The sequence below is a fragment of the Klebsiella sp. 4_1_44FAA genome, assembly GCF_000238715.1.
In the GTDB taxonomy this organism is placed as follows: domain Bacteria; phylum Pseudomonadota; class Gammaproteobacteria; order Enterobacterales; family Enterobacteriaceae; genus Klebsiella; species Klebsiella pneumoniae.
Genome location: NZ_JH414798.1, coordinates 505,166 through 520,271, shown reverse-complemented (window position 1 = coordinate 520,271; position 15,106 = coordinate 505,166). Strand labels below are relative to the sequence as shown.

The window sequence follows — 15,106 nt, the reverse complement described above, 5'->3', positions numbered from 1 at the left end:
GATTTTCTTCATGTTATAATAAACCTCTAAACACTGGCAACCGAGTTAAACAAATGAGAGTTCAAAACATCATTATTTTTATTTACCAATAAATACTGTCCTGGGGGAAGATGCTCATTTACATAACTCAATTGCAAAAACTCGGTAAGAGGCGGGCATTTACATAAATAGTTGTCTGAATCAATGTATATATACGACGAAAGTGCACTTTCCGACATTACATCTGTTGTTTTTAACACCACTTTTTTAAGCTCTTCTTCATTCAACCCAGAATATATAACACCAGATAGCCGCCTCCCTTCATTAACCCTTCCCCAAAGGAGCGATTTATCTATTCCTACCCAATCACATTCTGGTCGAAAAAAAGCCCCTAAAGATGAGTGACCACCAGTCTCACCATCATTTCTCAGTCTTCCCAACAAAAACATCACAGATTCAGATTTATCGTCGATTTCATCGTCAAGTAATTCTGCGCCATAAAAACTGGCGGCAATAAGAACTATATATTCATCAGAAGAGCTATCCAGCAAGTTATCGATGGATTCAGATAAGTTTCTACTAAACTCAATATCCCCCCCCGGATATATATTATCAAGTCGTTCTTGCCAAATCTTTTCCATCAGAGGTTTTAAATTATCATTAAGAGCGCATATCACTTTTACCCTAACATATTTAGGCAAAAGGGTTATATGCATATGGATATCATTAATTAGAAATCCCATTATTTTATTAAATAAAATAGCATTTCTATCCTGTATTTGATGAATGCTATTTAATTCATTTATTGGGGAATTAAAACTAAGATATCTGGACATATGCGTTAACTTTGGTGCATAGCGAACAGGCAATAAATCCCCCTCTATGATATTAGTCACACCACCATTTAAATCAGGCAATCTGACCTGTAACTCAATGACCTCAAGATAGGCCCTTCCTTTTTGAAGCAACTCCTGATAATAATCCAGGCGAGTTTTATTCCAGTAAACTGTTTCGATATCCTCATTATTCCATATTATAACTCTGAAGAAAAATACAGCCCCGCTTAAGAGTAGCGGCACCAGCAATAACTCAGACCAGAAAGCATAATTATTTTTTGATAAATACTCAGGAAAATAAACCAAAAAACACATACATATACAGCAAGAATACAAACACAAATTCCGAATTCAACCCATAATGATAATGTTTTTTGGGATGTTTTCTCTTCCGAAGGAATATCAAAAATATTTACTGGCATAAATTCATTCCTTTAAAACACGCGAACCGGTGGAAATAAGAATAGCGCCACATGAACAGCGATGCCCTTCTAACGCAACAGCTAACCCGTTATCGCAATGTTTTTCATCTCCCTCACTTATACTATTTATACCGTGTGTTGGACATGAGACTAGATCAGACTTACGTGCCACAGATTTACCATCAATGATTATCTGAGATGAGCCCGTTAAGACAGATCCACCATGAGATGTTTTATCACCTACACAAATAGTTTTTTTCATATTCTAATCTATTCAGTCTGATATATTAATTGGCAATAGTAACTTCAGGAAGTCTTTTTAAAATGACAGGTTGGAATCCATCGGGATCATCAATCATAACCGGTTCACCATTTTTCATGACAGGATTTCCATTATCATCTGTTTCCTGAACCTTCTCCTGAGGTTTTCCAGTTTTTTCATCAACAACGATAACCTGATCTGGACCTGTAAACTTAAATGCCGACTCGATACTATAATCGATATAGTAATCTTTAACTTTTTCAATAGATGTATTGAAAACATTGATACTTTCGCCCTGCAATGCAGAATCAGGGAATTCATCAAGCCGCAATATTGTATCAAATGTCTTACTGTAAAATAGTATATTATAAAAAACGCTTAATTTTTTAGAGGCTAATCTATCATCACGGGCACATCCAGTATAAAAAACCATATAATCATGAGCATCAAATAATATCCCATATCTTCGATTGACACAAACGGATGGATATGTACAATTACTATTTAGTAATAAAAATTGAGATATTTTACCTCCTCTTTTTATTCGAATTATGCTTTCAGGAAATAACGTTTCACCAGGAATATTAACATAAGTACCTGCGGGTATTTTTACATATTTCCCATCAAACACCCCAATCCATAAGTCCTGTTTTTATTTACCAACCAATACTGATTGGAAAATAAAGACTTATTTCTCTTTATATCTGGGAGATTGTTTTGAGTTGTTTTAAAATCAATAAATTGATCATGATATCTTTCGTTTGCATCTCGATCTAATAGATTTCCAGGGTCACTCTTGGAAAAGAGTATCTCATCATTTCTATCGCTAGCATGGATAAATTGTGTTGATATCAAAAAATAAAATAAAACAAAATATTTCATGATTTACCATCCTATGGATAATCAAAATAATTGATAAAGATATTAATCAAAAACAGTAACTTCAGGAAGCCTTTTTAAAATGACAGGATTATAGCCATCAGGGTCATCAACCATTACTGGCTTTCCATTAATCAAGATGATTTTCCCATTGTCATCAGTTTTTGGTACCTTAGGTAAAGCTTTGCCTGTGTCAGGGTCAACAATAACGATCTGATCTTTTGCGATTATTCTAAATGCAACGTCAAGCGCATCATACCGATAGTATCCATTTATTGACACCAAAGATTCTTTTATATATTTAAGATCTTCAGGAGTTGAATAAGGTATTGAATCAAGCACAATTATCGCATCATATATTTTATCATATAGTAAAATATCATATAATATGATATGGCGGGTTGAGTTAGGTTCAAAACTAAAACTAGTACATCCAGAGTAAAAATATGTATATAATGAAGAGTCAAAAACTATATTATTTATTACACTGAGACATTTAGATGGGTAATTATTAGTTTCACGTTGCAATAGAAATTGTGAAATTTTACCCTTTCTTTTAACTCTTAATATTCGTTGTTGATGATACCCACCATTAGGAATGTCCTTGTAATAGTTTGCTGGCACTTTGATATTTTTTCCATCAAACAAGCCAAGCCATAGATCCTGTTCTTTATTTACCAACCAATATTCATTACTTGAAAAAACTTTGCTCCTCTGAGAATCAGGTAAATTATTTTGCTTATTTTTGTAATTACGATAATCACCGCGATATTCCTCATCAACACGTTGTTGTTCCTGTCTTGAAAAAATCTCCGAGAATGTCATGGAATTTGTATCCGAGTTGACGCTGGATACTGAATTATCTGACGCATAACAGATTTGTAAGCTTGCCGCTTCTAAAAATAAAAGCGACATGAAAGAATATTTAATAAAAATTCTCATTTCTCATTTTCTTGTTAAGGATAATTAAACCCATCGATGAAAGGAGCAGGATCAAGCCTGTTTGCTATACCAGGACCAGGTCTCTCTTTTACTCTAACTTCAAAATGGAGATGAGCACCTAAAGCTATACTGGTCATTCCATTGGCATTACCTGTGCAACCAGTTTCTCCCAATAATTCACCACAACGTACATGGTCTCCCCTCTCTAAACCAGAATGAATTGCAGACAGATGGGCGTAGAAAAATAAACCTCACTAATTTCACTATCATTACATCTACAAAGCAACGCCTTCTCTAGTGGAAGATCGTCAACCTGAACAATAATACATAACTGTCTGCCATAATCACTACGAGGAGGATCAATTATAAAAGCGATGCGACCATCTGCTACTGAAAATATTGGTGTATTTGGCGCAGCTTCTATATCCAAGCCCTGGTGTTGATAACGACGTCCATTAGAGCGAGTTCTCCATCCCTTAAAAGTAGCACTACGGACTCGAGGAAGAGCATGAGTACGAATCCGGCAAACAGAAAGTGGATTACTCCATGTATTCCCCTCAACGTTTACAGAAGGAGATGGGGTATTTCTTGGCTGCGAATTCATAATAGTTACTGGAGGTAAATCCGTATTTAGAATGTACGTAGAATTAAGTTTCTGAATAATATCTTTGGTGGAGTAATTTTTCATCTTCGGTTCAATTCGGTAATGATCAGGTACGATAATTGAATCGAAATAATTGACCATCCATGCAACAAAAGCGGTCCTCCATGTACTATCAATAGAATAATACCTAATTATCATCTCATTATCTTTTAAATTACCAATTAGTCGGTTATAGAAAGCAATATTAGTCGGGATTTTTTCGCCTTTTCCAGGAGTTTCTTTCCCATTCATAATAATGTCATATGCGCCAAATGCCCCATTCATATGAACAAGGTAAGCTATTTTAACTAATTCATCTGATTCAAGAGCACTAACTGCTGATAACTTTAAACTAAGTGAGTCAATCCCTTTTCGATCATACAAACCAATCATATCAATACTGTATTCTGCATTAACCCGCAAAGATAAAACAGTATCTTTATCGATTTCCGTTATAGTTCCATCGACCAATTCACCAAAAAGTTTTCTATTTTTATAGACCAGTTTCTGGTAGGAATATTTTCCTGTTATAAGCTGATATATTTTAGACTCCGATTCTGCACATAGGGATAGCCATGTATCAGGTTTAAACTGTCCTAACCCTACCGCTCCAGAACCAGTAGGATTGGTCGCATTTGCTTTCCATCTTGACTCTGCATAAATTAATGCAGAAAGTCCCTCTGGCTGGAATCCATATTTTTTAGCTGTTTCAATGATATAATCTCGATATTGTTCTGCCTCTGGAGGAAGGCGTAACCCTTCACTGACATTACCAATATTACTCACACTGGTGGGAGCACCACCTTCGGTTCTCGTGGTTTGATTTACAGAAGGTGTCGGGCTTTCCGCTGTTCTACTTTCTGATGGGCCGGAAGCAGATGAGTCATTTATCTGTTTCGCCTTTACTTTTTCCTGTTGTTTGCTCGATTGTTGGGTACCTTGTTTAACTCTGGTACTCCCTTTTATTATCATTTCCCTGGATGATATCCGCAAACTTAACGTTCCCAGCGGCAATTTTTTATGGTCTGCAATCAGAATGTATTCTTTTTTATTTAAATGTTGCAGTTCAACCTTTATACCTTTGGTGCTGTCTTCAATAAGCAGACCAGCGACAACACCAGTGCTGTCTGTTACGTAATCATACGTCTTACCATCAAAAGTGAGTCTGAGTTTTGCATTGCCAAGCGGGCGCCAGACGAGATCGCAAATCCTCAAAGTCAATTGAGTATCATAAACTTTGTCTTTTGATGGTAAACTCAATACCTGACCGGGCTGGATAATATGCTGCTCTGCTTTAGTGAGAAGACCGTTAATATTGGCCAGTTCATTAACATCAATTCCGAATTTACGACTGATTTTCCACAGGCTGTCACCCTTCTGAACTGTATACTGTTCCATGGCTATTCCTTATCTTGTTCGTTTAATTCACCATCATATTGCGGACCATGTTCATCGAAATCCAGGTCATCATCAGTCTCATCCTCAATATCATGCTCATCGTTATAAGAAAAAAGGCTCGTCCATTTATCATCGCCAATTATTGCATGAAAATTTTCACTTTCAGGCGGTTCAAAACAACCTGACTCTCCATCATTAAAAGCAGAACTCCATATTTGTTCTTTTGATTTACTATCAAAAAGACTCACTTTCATAGTAGATGGCGCAGCATTACCAAGAGCATCTAAGAGCATAAAACTCATTGACTGTGGACCACTATCAGGAAGTTCTGGAATATTTGACTGCATAGAAGCTGGGCCACTGTAGAGAAGCTTACTTTGCTTCATCATAATATCACCAGGGCAGCCTAACTCGATGTTTCCTCCGGAAAGGCGAATGTATGCCCCGCCAGCACAGGTAAACGTTAAAGTTTTTGCCGCTGTAAAAGTCATACCCTCTGTTGTACTGGTCAGCGAAATATTTTGCTTAGCTATTACTTCAATATTTCCTGACTGAGCCTGTGATATTAGATCGCCTTTGGCCACAATAGCTTCTATGCCCTCAGTTTCGGTAAAGATTGATATTTTTTCAGAAGCGGCAAGAGTAATATTTTTCTTTGCTCCCAGTTCAACATTTTGCCCTGCAGTCATATAAATATTTTCGCTTGCAACTGCCTGAAGATGACTTCCACTGGCTAAAGCAATACCTTCTGGTGCACTCATCAGTAATACAGCCTGCTTTAGCGCAAGTAACTTCTCTTCCATCAGTGCCTGTTGTTGCTCATATTGCAAGAGCTGTGCTTTTGCTGCTGATGCTGCCTGTGAAAGAGACTCCATTTGACTAACGGCTTGCGTCAACAAGGAATGTACTGCAGCCATATCCAGCACTTTCCCTTGTGCCTCAGGCTGGCTGTCCGCAGTAATGAATATCCCTTTCCCCGCCCGGATCCCTCCCCACGAATCGGTACGCAGTTCAAACCCTTCCCCCCTAAGCTTGCGGCTGGCATCAACGTTATGTCCTAAATTCAGCTGCGTCTTGCCGCCGTACTCGGTGCTGAGCTTGATATGCTCCTCGCCGCGCTTATCCTCCATTCGCAGCTTATTGTTGGTCGGAGTACGAATCACATTGCGGGTGCTGTTTTTCTCCGTCACAGGGTCGACATGCCGTGAGTCGTGCAGCGCATGCGCAATATACGGCCGGTCAGGGTCGCCTTCGTGGAAAGCAATCGCCACCTCCGTGCCCTGGATCAGCGGGAAGTGAAAGCCGTACACGTCGCCGCCGTAGGGTTTGGCGAGACGCACCGGCATGCTTTCCTGCCCCTGCCCTTTCTCATCTCTGTCAGGGTCAAATTTCACCCGGTACAGGCCGGACGCATCCTGCCAGGCGTAGATATCATTCGCTTTCGCGCTGGTCACCCGCGCCGTCATGGTGCCAGTCACCTTCGGGCGCGGCAGCAGCGGCGGACGCCAGCACAATGTTTCGCTGTAGGGCACCGCCAGCAGGGACACCCGCAGCGCCTCCCGGCGGCTGGCGGTAAAACCGGTGCCGGTGATTAACAGCGGATCCTGTATGGGCGCAGGCAGGGTCGACGGCAGGCTGTCGGTAACGGTCAGCACCTGGGCCGGCGCCAGCCAGGCTGCAGTACTGCTCGCGGTAATAAGCGTCTGGTGAGCCAGAAAACGCTCATGGTCGAGGCGGGCATAGAAGTTGGCGGTCTCCGTCTGCGGGTCGATTTTATCGCCACGCTCCCGGTGGCGAAGCTTATAGTGGTATACCTCACCGTAAGTGATGCCTTCACCATTTCCCCGGGTCATATCCGCTGTTGCCGACTGGAGAACGCTCTGCGCATCGCGGGGGTTATAATCCCGGGTAGTGACGTTCGCCTCTACGACATTGTGCGTGATGTTCAGACCCCATATCGATTCCGTACCGCTGTCGCTCATCCCGGACGGGCTGTTTACAGGAAGTGTTTTATCGAACATCAGCGCCCGCTGCGCGTCGGCGAAATGGACCACTTCGCTCTGGGCCTCTTCCTGCAGGGTGAAGAAATAAAATATCCCCACCTCTGCCAGCAGGCGCTGGATAAATGCCAGGTCGCTCTCCTGATACTGATTAATTTGCTCGCGCCGCGGATAGTGTTGCTTGAGATTAAACTCATACTCCCAGTCATGCAGGTGATGTTCCTGCAATACCTGCTCCACCACCTCCGGCACCGATTTATTCACGAAAAAACGGTGGCTGCGAAACTGTTTATCCAGTAAGGAGAGGAAGGGTTCGAGGGTTATCTGATATTTCGACTGATCTTCTGAACTGCTGATACGCCGGAAGGCAGTCACCACGCCATGGACGCGTTTGCAGTCCGCCAGCTGCTGCAGTGCGCCGCCGCCCATCGTCAGCATGGCGGGTTTGCTCAGGAGCTGTGCGGCATCAATATTTTTCTCTGCGCTGGTAAACGTAATAGTGTAATAATAAAGTTCACTCAGTTTTTCTGCCCCACTGAATTCTTCCACATCCAGCGATGCGGTACATGAAGGAATATCCAGCTGGTAACGGTTAAGGGTGGTGCCGGTAATTATTGAAGAGGTATCCATTATATTCCTGTTTTACTCCGCTGTAATGACCATCAAAAATCAATTCACAGGACGCCCTGTTTAATTTTGTTTAATGATAATCATCTCATTCATCATAAATATATTTATGTGCATATCGATATATCAGATACCCCACCAGGAGTTTCGTAACTAAAAGGTAACCCCAGGGATATTTATATTCACTGACTGAGAAATAAAAAAAGCAGCCAGAAACCGGAGCCTTCAACGTTTATCGCCGCCAGCATTTCTCTGCCACTGTCCTTAGCGCTATCCATAATGATCTCCTTTATCCATCCCCTTTCCCGAGCTTCATCCCCGCAGAGGCTTCGCCTAGCCGACAAGATTGACTGGCTGCAGGCACGCTACCGCCCATCGCTGTTTCCTGTTTATCAGGGACCCGTAGCGCACAAGGTCAGGCAGGCAGATTGTTGTTCAACCTCCGCGATCGGGGTCGCTGATTACTCGGTTTCGCTTTTTAATCCGTTAGTCTCTGCTCCTGAGGTATTGGCCGTGCCCGGCGCCAGACAGGCGTCCTTCTGCGGGACCAGACTGATCTCCACCCGGCGATTTTGCGCCCGCCCCTCTGGCGTCTCGTTGCTGGCGACAGGACGGCTTGCGCCGTAGCCCTGCACCGCAAAACAGCTCTCCGGCACATCGCCGGTATCGCGCATCCAGTCGCGGACCGCCTCGGCACGCTTCAGGGAGAGTTGTTGATTGGATTTATCGTTGCCGATGCTGTCGGTATGGCCTGCCACCACGATCAGCCAGCCGGGTTTGGCCTTAATGCCCAGCAGCGAGTTCACCAGCAGCTTTGTCGAACCCGGTTTCAGCGTCGATTTGCCGGTATCGAACAGCGCCATGCTATCGAGGCGGATCGTCTGCGGCCCCTGAACAACCTGCTTAATGACCGGACGCGGCGGCGGGGGCGGCGCCCAGTCATTGATAGCGGCTTCAACGAAGGGGATCAGCCGGCCCCCCTGATACAGCCCCAGCCGATAACGCAGCGGCTCCCCCCGGCGCAACCAGTCATCCAGCAGGCGGCTGTCGGCACGCAGACGCTGCTGCGCTTGCAGCTTCGGCGTCGGCGGCGTGCCGCTGAGGCGGTGATACACCGCCAGATGATCGCCGACGCTGCGCACCAGGCGCTGGTTGTTGATAAAGGAAGCCAGCATCGCCAGCGCCAGAAAGAGGAAGCCCACCCCAGCGGCAAGACCGGCATCGCGCATCCGGCGGCTGACCCCGTGGCGGTGCGGCAGTGACGACAGAAGAAGATCCGGCAGCGGGTGAGGACCTGGCGCCGCGTCGTTGCCCGGGGAGAGCGTGGTGATCCCGGCGATTTGCTGTTGCCAGAGGTTATTCGCCACCGCCGCTACCGGTGTCAGGCAGATGCCCGCGGCACACAGGTTCAGCGGAGGAAGTTCTGCCTGCCGGGCGCGGAATGGCCGGAAAAGAGCGTTTTCGGCCAAGGTCAGAATGCTCTCCAGCCACAGCGTCTGATGCAGGCGTGAGGCAGAGCTGCCCTCCCGCTGCCACCCGGCAACCGCCTGGGGCGCTTGTCCCTTCAGCTGCACCTGGAGACCAGCCCTCTCCGGCGTGATGGTAAACCAGCGGCTTTCCGCGGCCTGGCCGCCTGGCGGCGTCACCCAGAACACGCTCCACACCGGCGGCAGACCGTTTAGCCAGGTTCGGCACTGAACGATACTCCGCCGCCAGTCGCGCAGCGACTGCGCCAGATGCTCCCCGGAGGGGTGGTGCTCCGGTACCACCGCCAGCAGCACGGAAACCTGCGATACCAGCGCCGGACGCGCCGCCGCCAGGTACTGCGCCAGCCGCGGCAACTGCTCCGCGCTGTCACCCCGGAGATACCAGCCGTGACGGGTTTCGCCGTGCGCCGAACGCCCGGGAAACAGACCGTCGGTATCCCCGCAGACCAGAACCACCGCCCCCTGAAAATCCTCGGGCGGCAGGACGATTTCCGATCGCTGACGGCTGACTGCCCGGCGACGCTGACGCCAGAGCGCCGCGCCGCCCGCCAGCAGGATGCACAGACTGAAGATCACCTGGTTGCCGATGGACAGCGGCCAGAAGCCCAGCACCAGCCACAGGGCCAGGATGACGGTCAGTATCGTAAGCAGACGACGGGCGTTATCACGCATCTCTTATCCCTGCCCTGCTATCTGCGCCACCATCTGTGACAGCACGGAGGAGAAGGTCAACCACAGCGCCGCCAGCGCCACAATGCCAGCCGCCCAGCCGCACCAGTACATCCGCCGTCCGCTGCGCAGCCGGGAGGCACGAACCACCACCGGCGCCTCCTGGGTCATGCTGAACGGCGGGACCCGCGCGCCAAGCGCTTGCGCCACGTCCTCACGCCGTTCGTCATCCTCGGCGCGGTACTGTCCGACAAATCCCAGCTGTAAAGTACGAAAGAAGCAGGTCAGCACTGCCGCATCCGCCGTGGGCTCTCGCAGCAGCTGGCGGATCCGTTCCCAGAGCTCTTCCCCGGCGTTGAGAGTGCTGAAAAAGCGCGCCTGCAGCGGATCCTTGCGCCACCTGCGGTAGCCATCATCCTGACTGGCGCGGTTGAGGACGCTCTCATCGAGCAGCGCGCAGTAGGCATAGAGCATCTGCTCAGCGCTGGCTTCACTGACTCCCCCCGCCGTCAGCGCCTCGCGCGCCTCGGTCACCCATCGACAGGCCTGGCGATAGAGCGCCTCGCCATCGGTCACCGGCTGGCCGCAGCGTAACTGGCTGACCATCAGCCAGCCCGGGTAAAAGGTTTTGTTGATCAGATCGCTTTCAGAGGTATTCATGAGCGCAGTACCGCAAAGAGTTCAAGTTTCACGTCGCCAAGCGATTCCGGGGTATAGAAGGTGCAGTTGCCGGCCTCCAGCATCGCGCGGGCGGCATCGGTGGAGAGATCCAGAGCGAAATATTGGTTTTCCAGACGTAGCGGAATGGCCGCCGGCACATGGCTCAGCGGTTTGATCGCGATGCCGCTGAGGGCAATATTGACGACCTCGGCGACATCATCATGGCTACCCGCCTTACAGAGCTGCGGAAAGCGGCTCTGTAGCTGGTGAGGGGGGAGTGAAGAGCGCACCGACAGATAAAAATCCGCCCCCTCGCGCAGCCGCGCATCGTGTAGCCTGCCCCGCCAGATCTCCCGGTCGGCGCCCTGCTCCAGAGCGATGGCGATCACCCTTGAGGGCAGGCTGACTTCGAGCAGCATATCCAGCAGGGCAAACAGCGGCGGGAATACCTGCTCTGGCGAGGCATGTCGGTAGCGGGGGATTGCTTCCAGATGATGTTCAAGGGAGAAAGTCAGCAGACTGCCGGCCAGCCTGGCCAGTTCGCGATAGAGCAGCTCCGGATGGCGCGAAGGGTCCTGATGCAGCTCGCTGAGCACCGGTTCAGCGCTGTTCAGCGCGTTGAGCAGCCAGAACAGGGAAACATCCGCCACGGCAAAATCAGCCATCCGCGCATTGCTTTCACGACGCATGGCCATCAGGCGTCTGCGTCGGGCCTGCAGGCGATGTAACAGCTCGCCCAGCTCGCTAACCAGCGTCGGGCTTGCCGCCAGCGACAGCAGCGGCGGGATGAATTCCGGGTCAACGATCCACTGCCCCTGGGCGTCGCGCACCAGACGCGCTACCGGGCAGGTGAGGAAGGCTGCATTTTCCTCGGTGGAGAGACGCAGCGTTAGCGCGTGTCGCAGAACGGCCAGCTCGCTGCGTTCATGGCCGGCCAGCTCCTGGACGGTCACCTGCTCGGCGCGCCAGCGGCGCGGGCGGGCGCTCTCCTGGCCGTCATCAAGATTGCCGCCGCTGGCGCTGAGCAGCGGCAGAGCGAGCAGAACCTCCACCCTGTCCTGCATCACGTCCGATACATCGCGGACCGGTGGCAAAATATCCGCCAGCTCGGTGTCAATCAGCGTTCCGTCGGCGAAACGCACGATCAGCCGGGTAGCGTTGAGCCGGGAAAGGGTGAGCGCGCTCGCGTCAAACTCCGCGCGCAATACCCCCCACGGGTGGGCGAGCGCCATGCGGGAGACCGTATCGGCGACGTGCGCGTCCCAGCGGGCCTGTTGCTGAAACTGCTGCGGGACCAGAAAAGCCCCGTCGCGCCATAATGGGCGGAAAATCTTCATTGCACCTCCTGTGCCTTTCGCTTTCATTGGTCTGCAGACAGGACCAAATGCCCGGACGGATATCCCTCATCCGCCGTGTGTTCGGCTGGATTTATTACCTGCCGCTTCAGGGAAAGGAAATATCTCCCCTGCCCGCGAGAGTTTCGAAGTCAGATGATATTTTTGGTCAAGGGATGTTTATCATAAAGCGAAAGAGTCAGGGGGAGGTAACGCCTGGCCCTAAATAATATCTGAATTCAACCCAAGGTAGCTTTATTGCTCTCGGTCATAACATGTAGAAGGAATATTCCATAAGCGGCCCTTTTATTATTTTCCTGTTGAATATTAATTAGCGAATTAATCCCTCCGTAGGGAATATTTATATTTACCTTAAATATAAATAATAATAAAAATATCACCGCAATCGATATACCCTCAGTAGCGCTGAGTCCAGAATCTCCCCCGGCAACTGCCAGATACCCGGAGGAGTGCCCCGCCCCCACCCGGCCATTGCCAGGCGCTGCATTACCCCGTATTTTGGTTTCCCGCTCCGCTGTGGGCGGGTGTCAGGGCGAACGAGAGAGAGAAAATGAAACCACTATTTGTCTATGGGACGCTCTGTCCCGGTCGCAGCAATGCGCATATTCTGGAGGCGATCGGGGGCGAGTGGCGTCCCGGCTACGTCACCGGCACCTTTTACGCGCGCGGCTGGGGCGCAGCCGCCGATTTCCCGGGGATCGTCCTCGACGCTCACGGCCCACGGGTCAACGGCTATCTGTTCCTGTCCGATCGGCTGGCGGCGCACTGGCCCATGCTGGACGACTTTGAGGAAGGGTACGATCGGGTGCCGGTGGAAGTGACCACCGACGATGGACAGCAGATCAGCGCCTGGATTTATCAGCTTCAGCCCCGGGGGTAATCCCCCGCCGCGCTGCGCGGCATGGTACAGCAGCCCAGCGCGATCGCGAGTCTGGCGTCGTTTCTGCCAATGCAGGTATACTTGCCAGATGTTTCCTCAGTTTCAGACACGCAGATGACAAAACTCACCTTACAAGAGCAGATGCTCAAAGCCGGCCTGGTCAGCAGCAAAAAAATGGCTAAAGTCCAGAGGACGGCGAAAAAATCCCGCGTTCAGGCCCGTGAGGCCCGGGAAGCGGTGGAAGAAAATAAAAAAGCCCAGCTGGAGCGTGATAAACAGCTTAGCGAGCAGCAAAAGCAGGCGGTGCTGGCGAAAGAGTATAAAGCCCAGGTGAAGCAGCTGATCGAGATGAACCGCATTACGGTCGCCCGGGGCGATATCGGCTTTAACTTTACCGATAATAATCTGATCAAAAAAATCATGGTCGACAAGCCCACCCAGACCCAGCTGATTAACGGCCGTCTGGCGATTGCCCGCCTGGCGGTGGATAACAAGCCCGAAGGTGAATATGCGATTATTCCGGCGGTAGTGGCTGAGAAAATTGCCCAGCGCGACGCCAGCAGCATCGTGTTGCACAGCGCCCTGAGTCAGGATGAGCAGGATGAAGACGATCCGTACGCCGACTTTAAGGTGCCCGACGATCTGATGTGGTAACCCCGGGCTTTCCCGCCGCGGGCGATCAAAACGGGCTCGCCTGCTGGATATGCATCGGCTCATGGCTGACGGGGTGGACAAAACGCAGTTCGCTGGCGTGCAGCATCAGCCGCGGAGCGCATTCCGTGCCGGGCAGCTCCCGGCCACCGTACAGATCGCAGCCAAGGATCGGATAGCCCAGCAGCTGGCAGTGAATACGCAGCTGATGGGTCCGTCCGGTCTCCGGGGTGAGCGTCACCCGGGTTAACGCCAGCGCCCTCTCGCCTTCTCGCGCCTGATACAGGCGGTCTATGACCCGATAGCGCGAACGCGCCGGTTTGCCGTGGCGGGCGCAGAGCGCCATGCGCGGGAAACGGGCCGGATCTTTGGCGATTGCCGCCTCCACTATCCCCTCATCTTCCGCCAGGTGGCCGCACAGCAGCGCCGTATAGACCTTGTCCACCGTGCGCTGGCTGAACTGTTGGCACAGCAAGGCGTTAATGCCCTTGTTGCGGGCGATCACCATCAGGCCGGAGGTGCCGAAGTCCAGGCGGTGCACCAGGGTGCAGCCCGGAAAGCGCTGTACCAGCCGGTGATGCACGGAGTCGAGGTTGCGCGGATCTTTGCCCGACAGGCTCAGCAGCCCGGCGGGCTTATTGATCAGCACCAGGTGTTCGTCCTGATACAAGAGGGTGATCTGTTCGCGACACGGCGGCGCGACAAAGGTATCGATAATGGTGGACATCAGGCGGCCCGAAGAAGGAGTGGCTGGCGATAGTACCTCATTTTGCCCAGCGGCACGATGCTGGCGCACAATCCGCCCTCGCGGCGGCGTCATTTATCACCCACACTTATCGCAAAGGCATGGCCTGTACAGGCAATGTGCTTTACACTGCGCGCTGCAAAATTTGTGTTAACCAACGAGTAATACGGTAATGGCGATGAACGGAACAATCACAACGTGGTTTAAAGATAAAGGTTTTGGATTTATCAAAGATGAAAACGGCGAAAATCGTTATTTTCACGTGATTAAGGTCGCCAATCCTGATCTTATCAAGAAAGACGCGGCGGTGACTTTCGAACCTACCACCAACAATAAAGGGCTGTCGGCCTACGCGGTGAAGGTCATTCCGGAAAGCAAATATATCTATATTGCCGGCGAGCGGTTGAAGCTGACCTCCATCAAATCCTATGTGGTGTACCGGGAAGAAGAGCCGGTCGAGACCCGCGTCGATAAAGAAAACGCCGTGCTGTCGGTCGGGCTGCTGATGAACAGCATCCGGCCAAAAGCCACGGTGCAGCCGGGAGAGATGCGCTCGGTGAAAAAGCTGGCGATCACCACCTTTCAGGGGACAACCCTGATCTTTTCGGAAGACGAAATCGATATCGATGCCACGGTAAAACTGCTTAAGGTGTAAGCCCTGGCGCGCGGTT

The 15,106-nt window shown here is 50.0% G+C and carries 16 protein-coding genes and 1 pseudogene; 3 read left to right on the top strand and 14 right to left on the bottom strand.

Translation table 11 applies throughout. The features are described 5' to 3' along the window. Positions 1–26: 26 nt before the first annotated feature. The 13 genes and pseudogenes from HMPREF1024_RS23100 to HMPREF1024_RS32015 all read right to left on the bottom strand — a co-directional run bounded on the left by HMPREF1024_RS23100 (position 27) and on the right by HMPREF1024_RS32015 (position 12,623). Complete coding sequence (locus HMPREF1024_RS23100) at positions 27–1,130, bottom strand: hypothetical protein (RefSeq protein WP_009307588.1); 1,104 nt, start codon at positions 1,128–1,130, stop codon at positions 27–29. A 111-nt stretch (positions 1,131–1,241) separates the two neighbouring features. Beyond that, positions 1,242–1,499, bottom strand: coding sequence for a PAAR domain-containing protein (locus HMPREF1024_RS28230; protein ID WP_029499423.1), 258 nt, complete (start codon positions 1,497–1,499; stop codon positions 1,242–1,244). A gap of 25 nt (positions 1,500–1,524) precedes the next feature. Continuing rightward, positions 1,525–2,130 (bottom strand): hypothetical protein, encoded by a 606-nt coding sequence (locus HMPREF1024_RS28225; RefSeq protein ID WP_009307587.1) that lies wholly within the window; start codon positions 2,128–2,130, stop codon positions 1,525–1,527. Further along, positions 2,109–2,381 carry a hypothetical protein gene (locus HMPREF1024_RS30405; RefSeq protein WP_142722765.1) on the bottom strand — a complete coding sequence of 91 codons (273 nt, stop codon included), beginning with the start codon at positions 2,379–2,381 and terminating at the stop codon, positions 2,109–2,111. The genes HMPREF1024_RS28225 and HMPREF1024_RS30405 overlap by 22 nt, the downstream gene beginning before the upstream one ends. A 42-nt stretch (positions 2,382–2,423) precedes the next feature. Continuing rightward, positions 2,424–3,320 carry a hypothetical protein gene (locus tag HMPREF1024_RS30400; protein WP_004148791.1) on the bottom strand — a complete coding sequence of 299 codons (897 nt, stop codon included), beginning with the start codon at positions 3,318–3,320 and terminating at the stop codon, positions 2,424–2,426. Between the two features lie 14 nt (positions 3,321–3,334). After that, positions 3,335–3,541 carry a M23 family metallopeptidase gene (locus tag HMPREF1024_RS31635; RefSeq protein ID WP_087639247.1) on the bottom strand — a complete coding sequence of 69 codons (207 nt, stop codon included), beginning with the start codon at positions 3,539–3,541 and terminating at the stop codon, positions 3,335–3,337. Then, positions 3,526–5,361, bottom strand: a complete 1,836-nt coding sequence (locus HMPREF1024_RS0125525; RefSeq protein ID WP_009307585.1) for a LysM peptidoglycan-binding domain-containing protein — start codon at positions 5,359–5,361, stop codon at positions 3,526–3,528. Before HMPREF1024_RS0125525 ends, HMPREF1024_RS31635 begins: the two co-directional genes overlap by 16 nt. Positions 5,362–5,363: 2 nt before the next feature. Beyond that, positions 5,364–7,991: a type VI secretion system Vgr family protein gene (locus HMPREF1024_RS23105; protein ID WP_009307584.1), complete on the bottom strand. Its 2,628-nt coding sequence runs from the start codon at positions 7,989–7,991 to the stop codon at positions 5,364–5,366. 150 nt (positions 7,992–8,141) lie between these two features. After that, positions 8,142–8,266: pseudogene (locus tag HMPREF1024_RS31045) on the bottom strand (hypothetical protein). 183 nt (positions 8,267–8,449) lie between these two features. Continuing rightward, a complete protein-coding gene (locus HMPREF1024_RS23110; RefSeq protein WP_009307583.1) occupies positions 8,450–10,147 on the bottom strand; it encodes an OmpA family protein in 1,698 nt (565 codons plus the stop codon). A 3-nt stretch (positions 10,148–10,150) separates the two neighbouring features. Then, complete coding sequence (tssL, locus tag HMPREF1024_RS23115; RefSeq protein ID WP_004175498.1) at positions 10,151–10,804, bottom strand: type VI secretion system protein TssL, short form; 654 nt, start codon at positions 10,802–10,804, stop codon at positions 10,151–10,153. Continuing rightward, entirely contained in the window at positions 10,801–12,141 is a 1,341-nt protein-coding gene (gene tssK, locus HMPREF1024_RS23120; protein WP_009307582.1) for a type VI secretion system baseplate subunit TssK, read from the bottom strand. Before tssK ends, tssL begins: the two co-directional genes overlap by 4 nt. 236 nt (positions 12,142–12,377) lie before the next feature. Beyond that, positions 12,378–12,623 (bottom strand): hypothetical protein, encoded by a 246-nt coding sequence (locus tag HMPREF1024_RS32015; RefSeq protein WP_077251083.1) that lies wholly within the window; start codon positions 12,621–12,623, stop codon positions 12,378–12,380. 86 nt (positions 12,624–12,709) lie between these two features. On the opposite strand from HMPREF1024_RS32015, the gene HMPREF1024_RS23125 reads away from it, so the two are divergent. Together HMPREF1024_RS23125 and HMPREF1024_RS23130 are read left to right on the top strand one after the other, a co-directional pair. Then, entirely contained in the window at positions 12,710–13,039 is a 330-nt protein-coding gene (locus HMPREF1024_RS23125) for a gamma-glutamylcyclotransferase family protein (protein WP_002910650.1), read from the top strand. Between the two features lie 114 nt (positions 13,040–13,153). Beyond that, the gene (locus HMPREF1024_RS23130) at positions 13,154–13,693 is read left to right on the top strand and encodes a DUF2058 domain-containing protein (RefSeq protein WP_002910652.1); all 540 of its coding nucleotides are present in this window, start codon (positions 13,154–13,156) and stop codon (positions 13,691–13,693) included. 25 nt (positions 13,694–13,718) lie between these two features. On the opposite strand, the gene HMPREF1024_RS23135 is transcribed toward HMPREF1024_RS23130, so the two are convergent. Beyond that, entirely contained in the window at positions 13,719–14,417 is a 699-nt protein-coding gene (locus HMPREF1024_RS23135) for an RluA family pseudouridine synthase (RefSeq protein WP_004197491.1), read from the bottom strand. Positions 14,418–14,607: 190 nt separating this feature from the next. Between HMPREF1024_RS23135 and HMPREF1024_RS23140 the strand changes: the two genes are divergently transcribed. Beyond that, positions 14,608–15,090: a cold-shock protein gene (locus HMPREF1024_RS23140; protein WP_002910657.1), complete on the top strand. Its 483-nt coding sequence runs from the start codon at positions 14,608–14,610 to the stop codon at positions 15,088–15,090. The last annotated feature ends 16 nt before the right edge of the window (positions 15,091–15,106 follow it).

Excerpts from the sequence above, each read along its gene's own strand:
- HMPREF1024_RS28230 (WP_029499423.1), bottom strand. The coding sequence starts at position 1,499 with ATGAAAAAAACTATTTGTGTAGGTGATAAAACATCTCATGGTGGATCT.
- tssK (WP_009307582.1), bottom strand. The coding sequence starts at position 12,141 with ATGAAGATTTTCCGCCCATTATGGCGCGACGGGGCTTTTCTGGTCCCG.
- HMPREF1024_RS23110 (WP_009307583.1), bottom strand. The coding sequence starts at position 10,147 with ATGCGTGATAACGCCCGTCGTCTGCTTACGATACTGACCGTCATCCTG.
- HMPREF1024_RS23135 (WP_004197491.1), bottom strand. The coding sequence starts at position 14,417 with ATGTCCACCATTATCGATACCTTTGTCGCGCCGCCGTGTCGCGAACAG.
- tssL (WP_004175498.1), bottom strand. The coding sequence starts at position 10,804 with ATGAATACCTCTGAAAGCGATCTGATCAACAAAACCTTTTACCCGGGC.
- HMPREF1024_RS30405 (WP_142722765.1), bottom strand. The coding sequence starts at position 2,381 with ATGAAATATTTTGTTTTATTTTATTTTTTGATATCAACACAATTTATC.
- HMPREF1024_RS23125 (WP_002910650.1), top strand. The coding sequence starts at position 12,710 with ATGAAACCACTATTTGTCTATGGGACGCTCTGTCCCGGTCGCAGCAAT.
- HMPREF1024_RS0125525 (WP_009307585.1), bottom strand. The coding sequence starts at position 5,361 with ATGGAACAGTATACAGTTCAGAAGGGTGACAGCCTGTGGAAAATCAGT.
- HMPREF1024_RS23100 (WP_009307588.1), bottom strand. The coding sequence starts at position 1,130 with ATGTGTTTTTTGGTTTATTTTCCTGAGTATTTATCAAAAAATAATTAT.
- HMPREF1024_RS30400 (WP_004148791.1), bottom strand. The coding sequence starts at position 3,320 with ATGAGAATTTTTATTAAATATTCTTTCATGTCGCTTTTATTTTTAGAA.
- HMPREF1024_RS23130 (WP_002910652.1), top strand. The coding sequence starts at position 13,154 with ATGACAAAACTCACCTTACAAGAGCAGATGCTCAAAGCCGGCCTGGTC.
- HMPREF1024_RS23105 (WP_009307584.1), bottom strand. The coding sequence starts at position 7,991 with ATGGATACCTCTTCAATAATTACCGGCACCACCCTTAACCGTTACCAG.
- HMPREF1024_RS23140 (WP_002910657.1), top strand. The coding sequence starts at position 14,608 with ATGGCGATGAACGGAACAATCACAACGTGGTTTAAAGATAAAGGTTTT.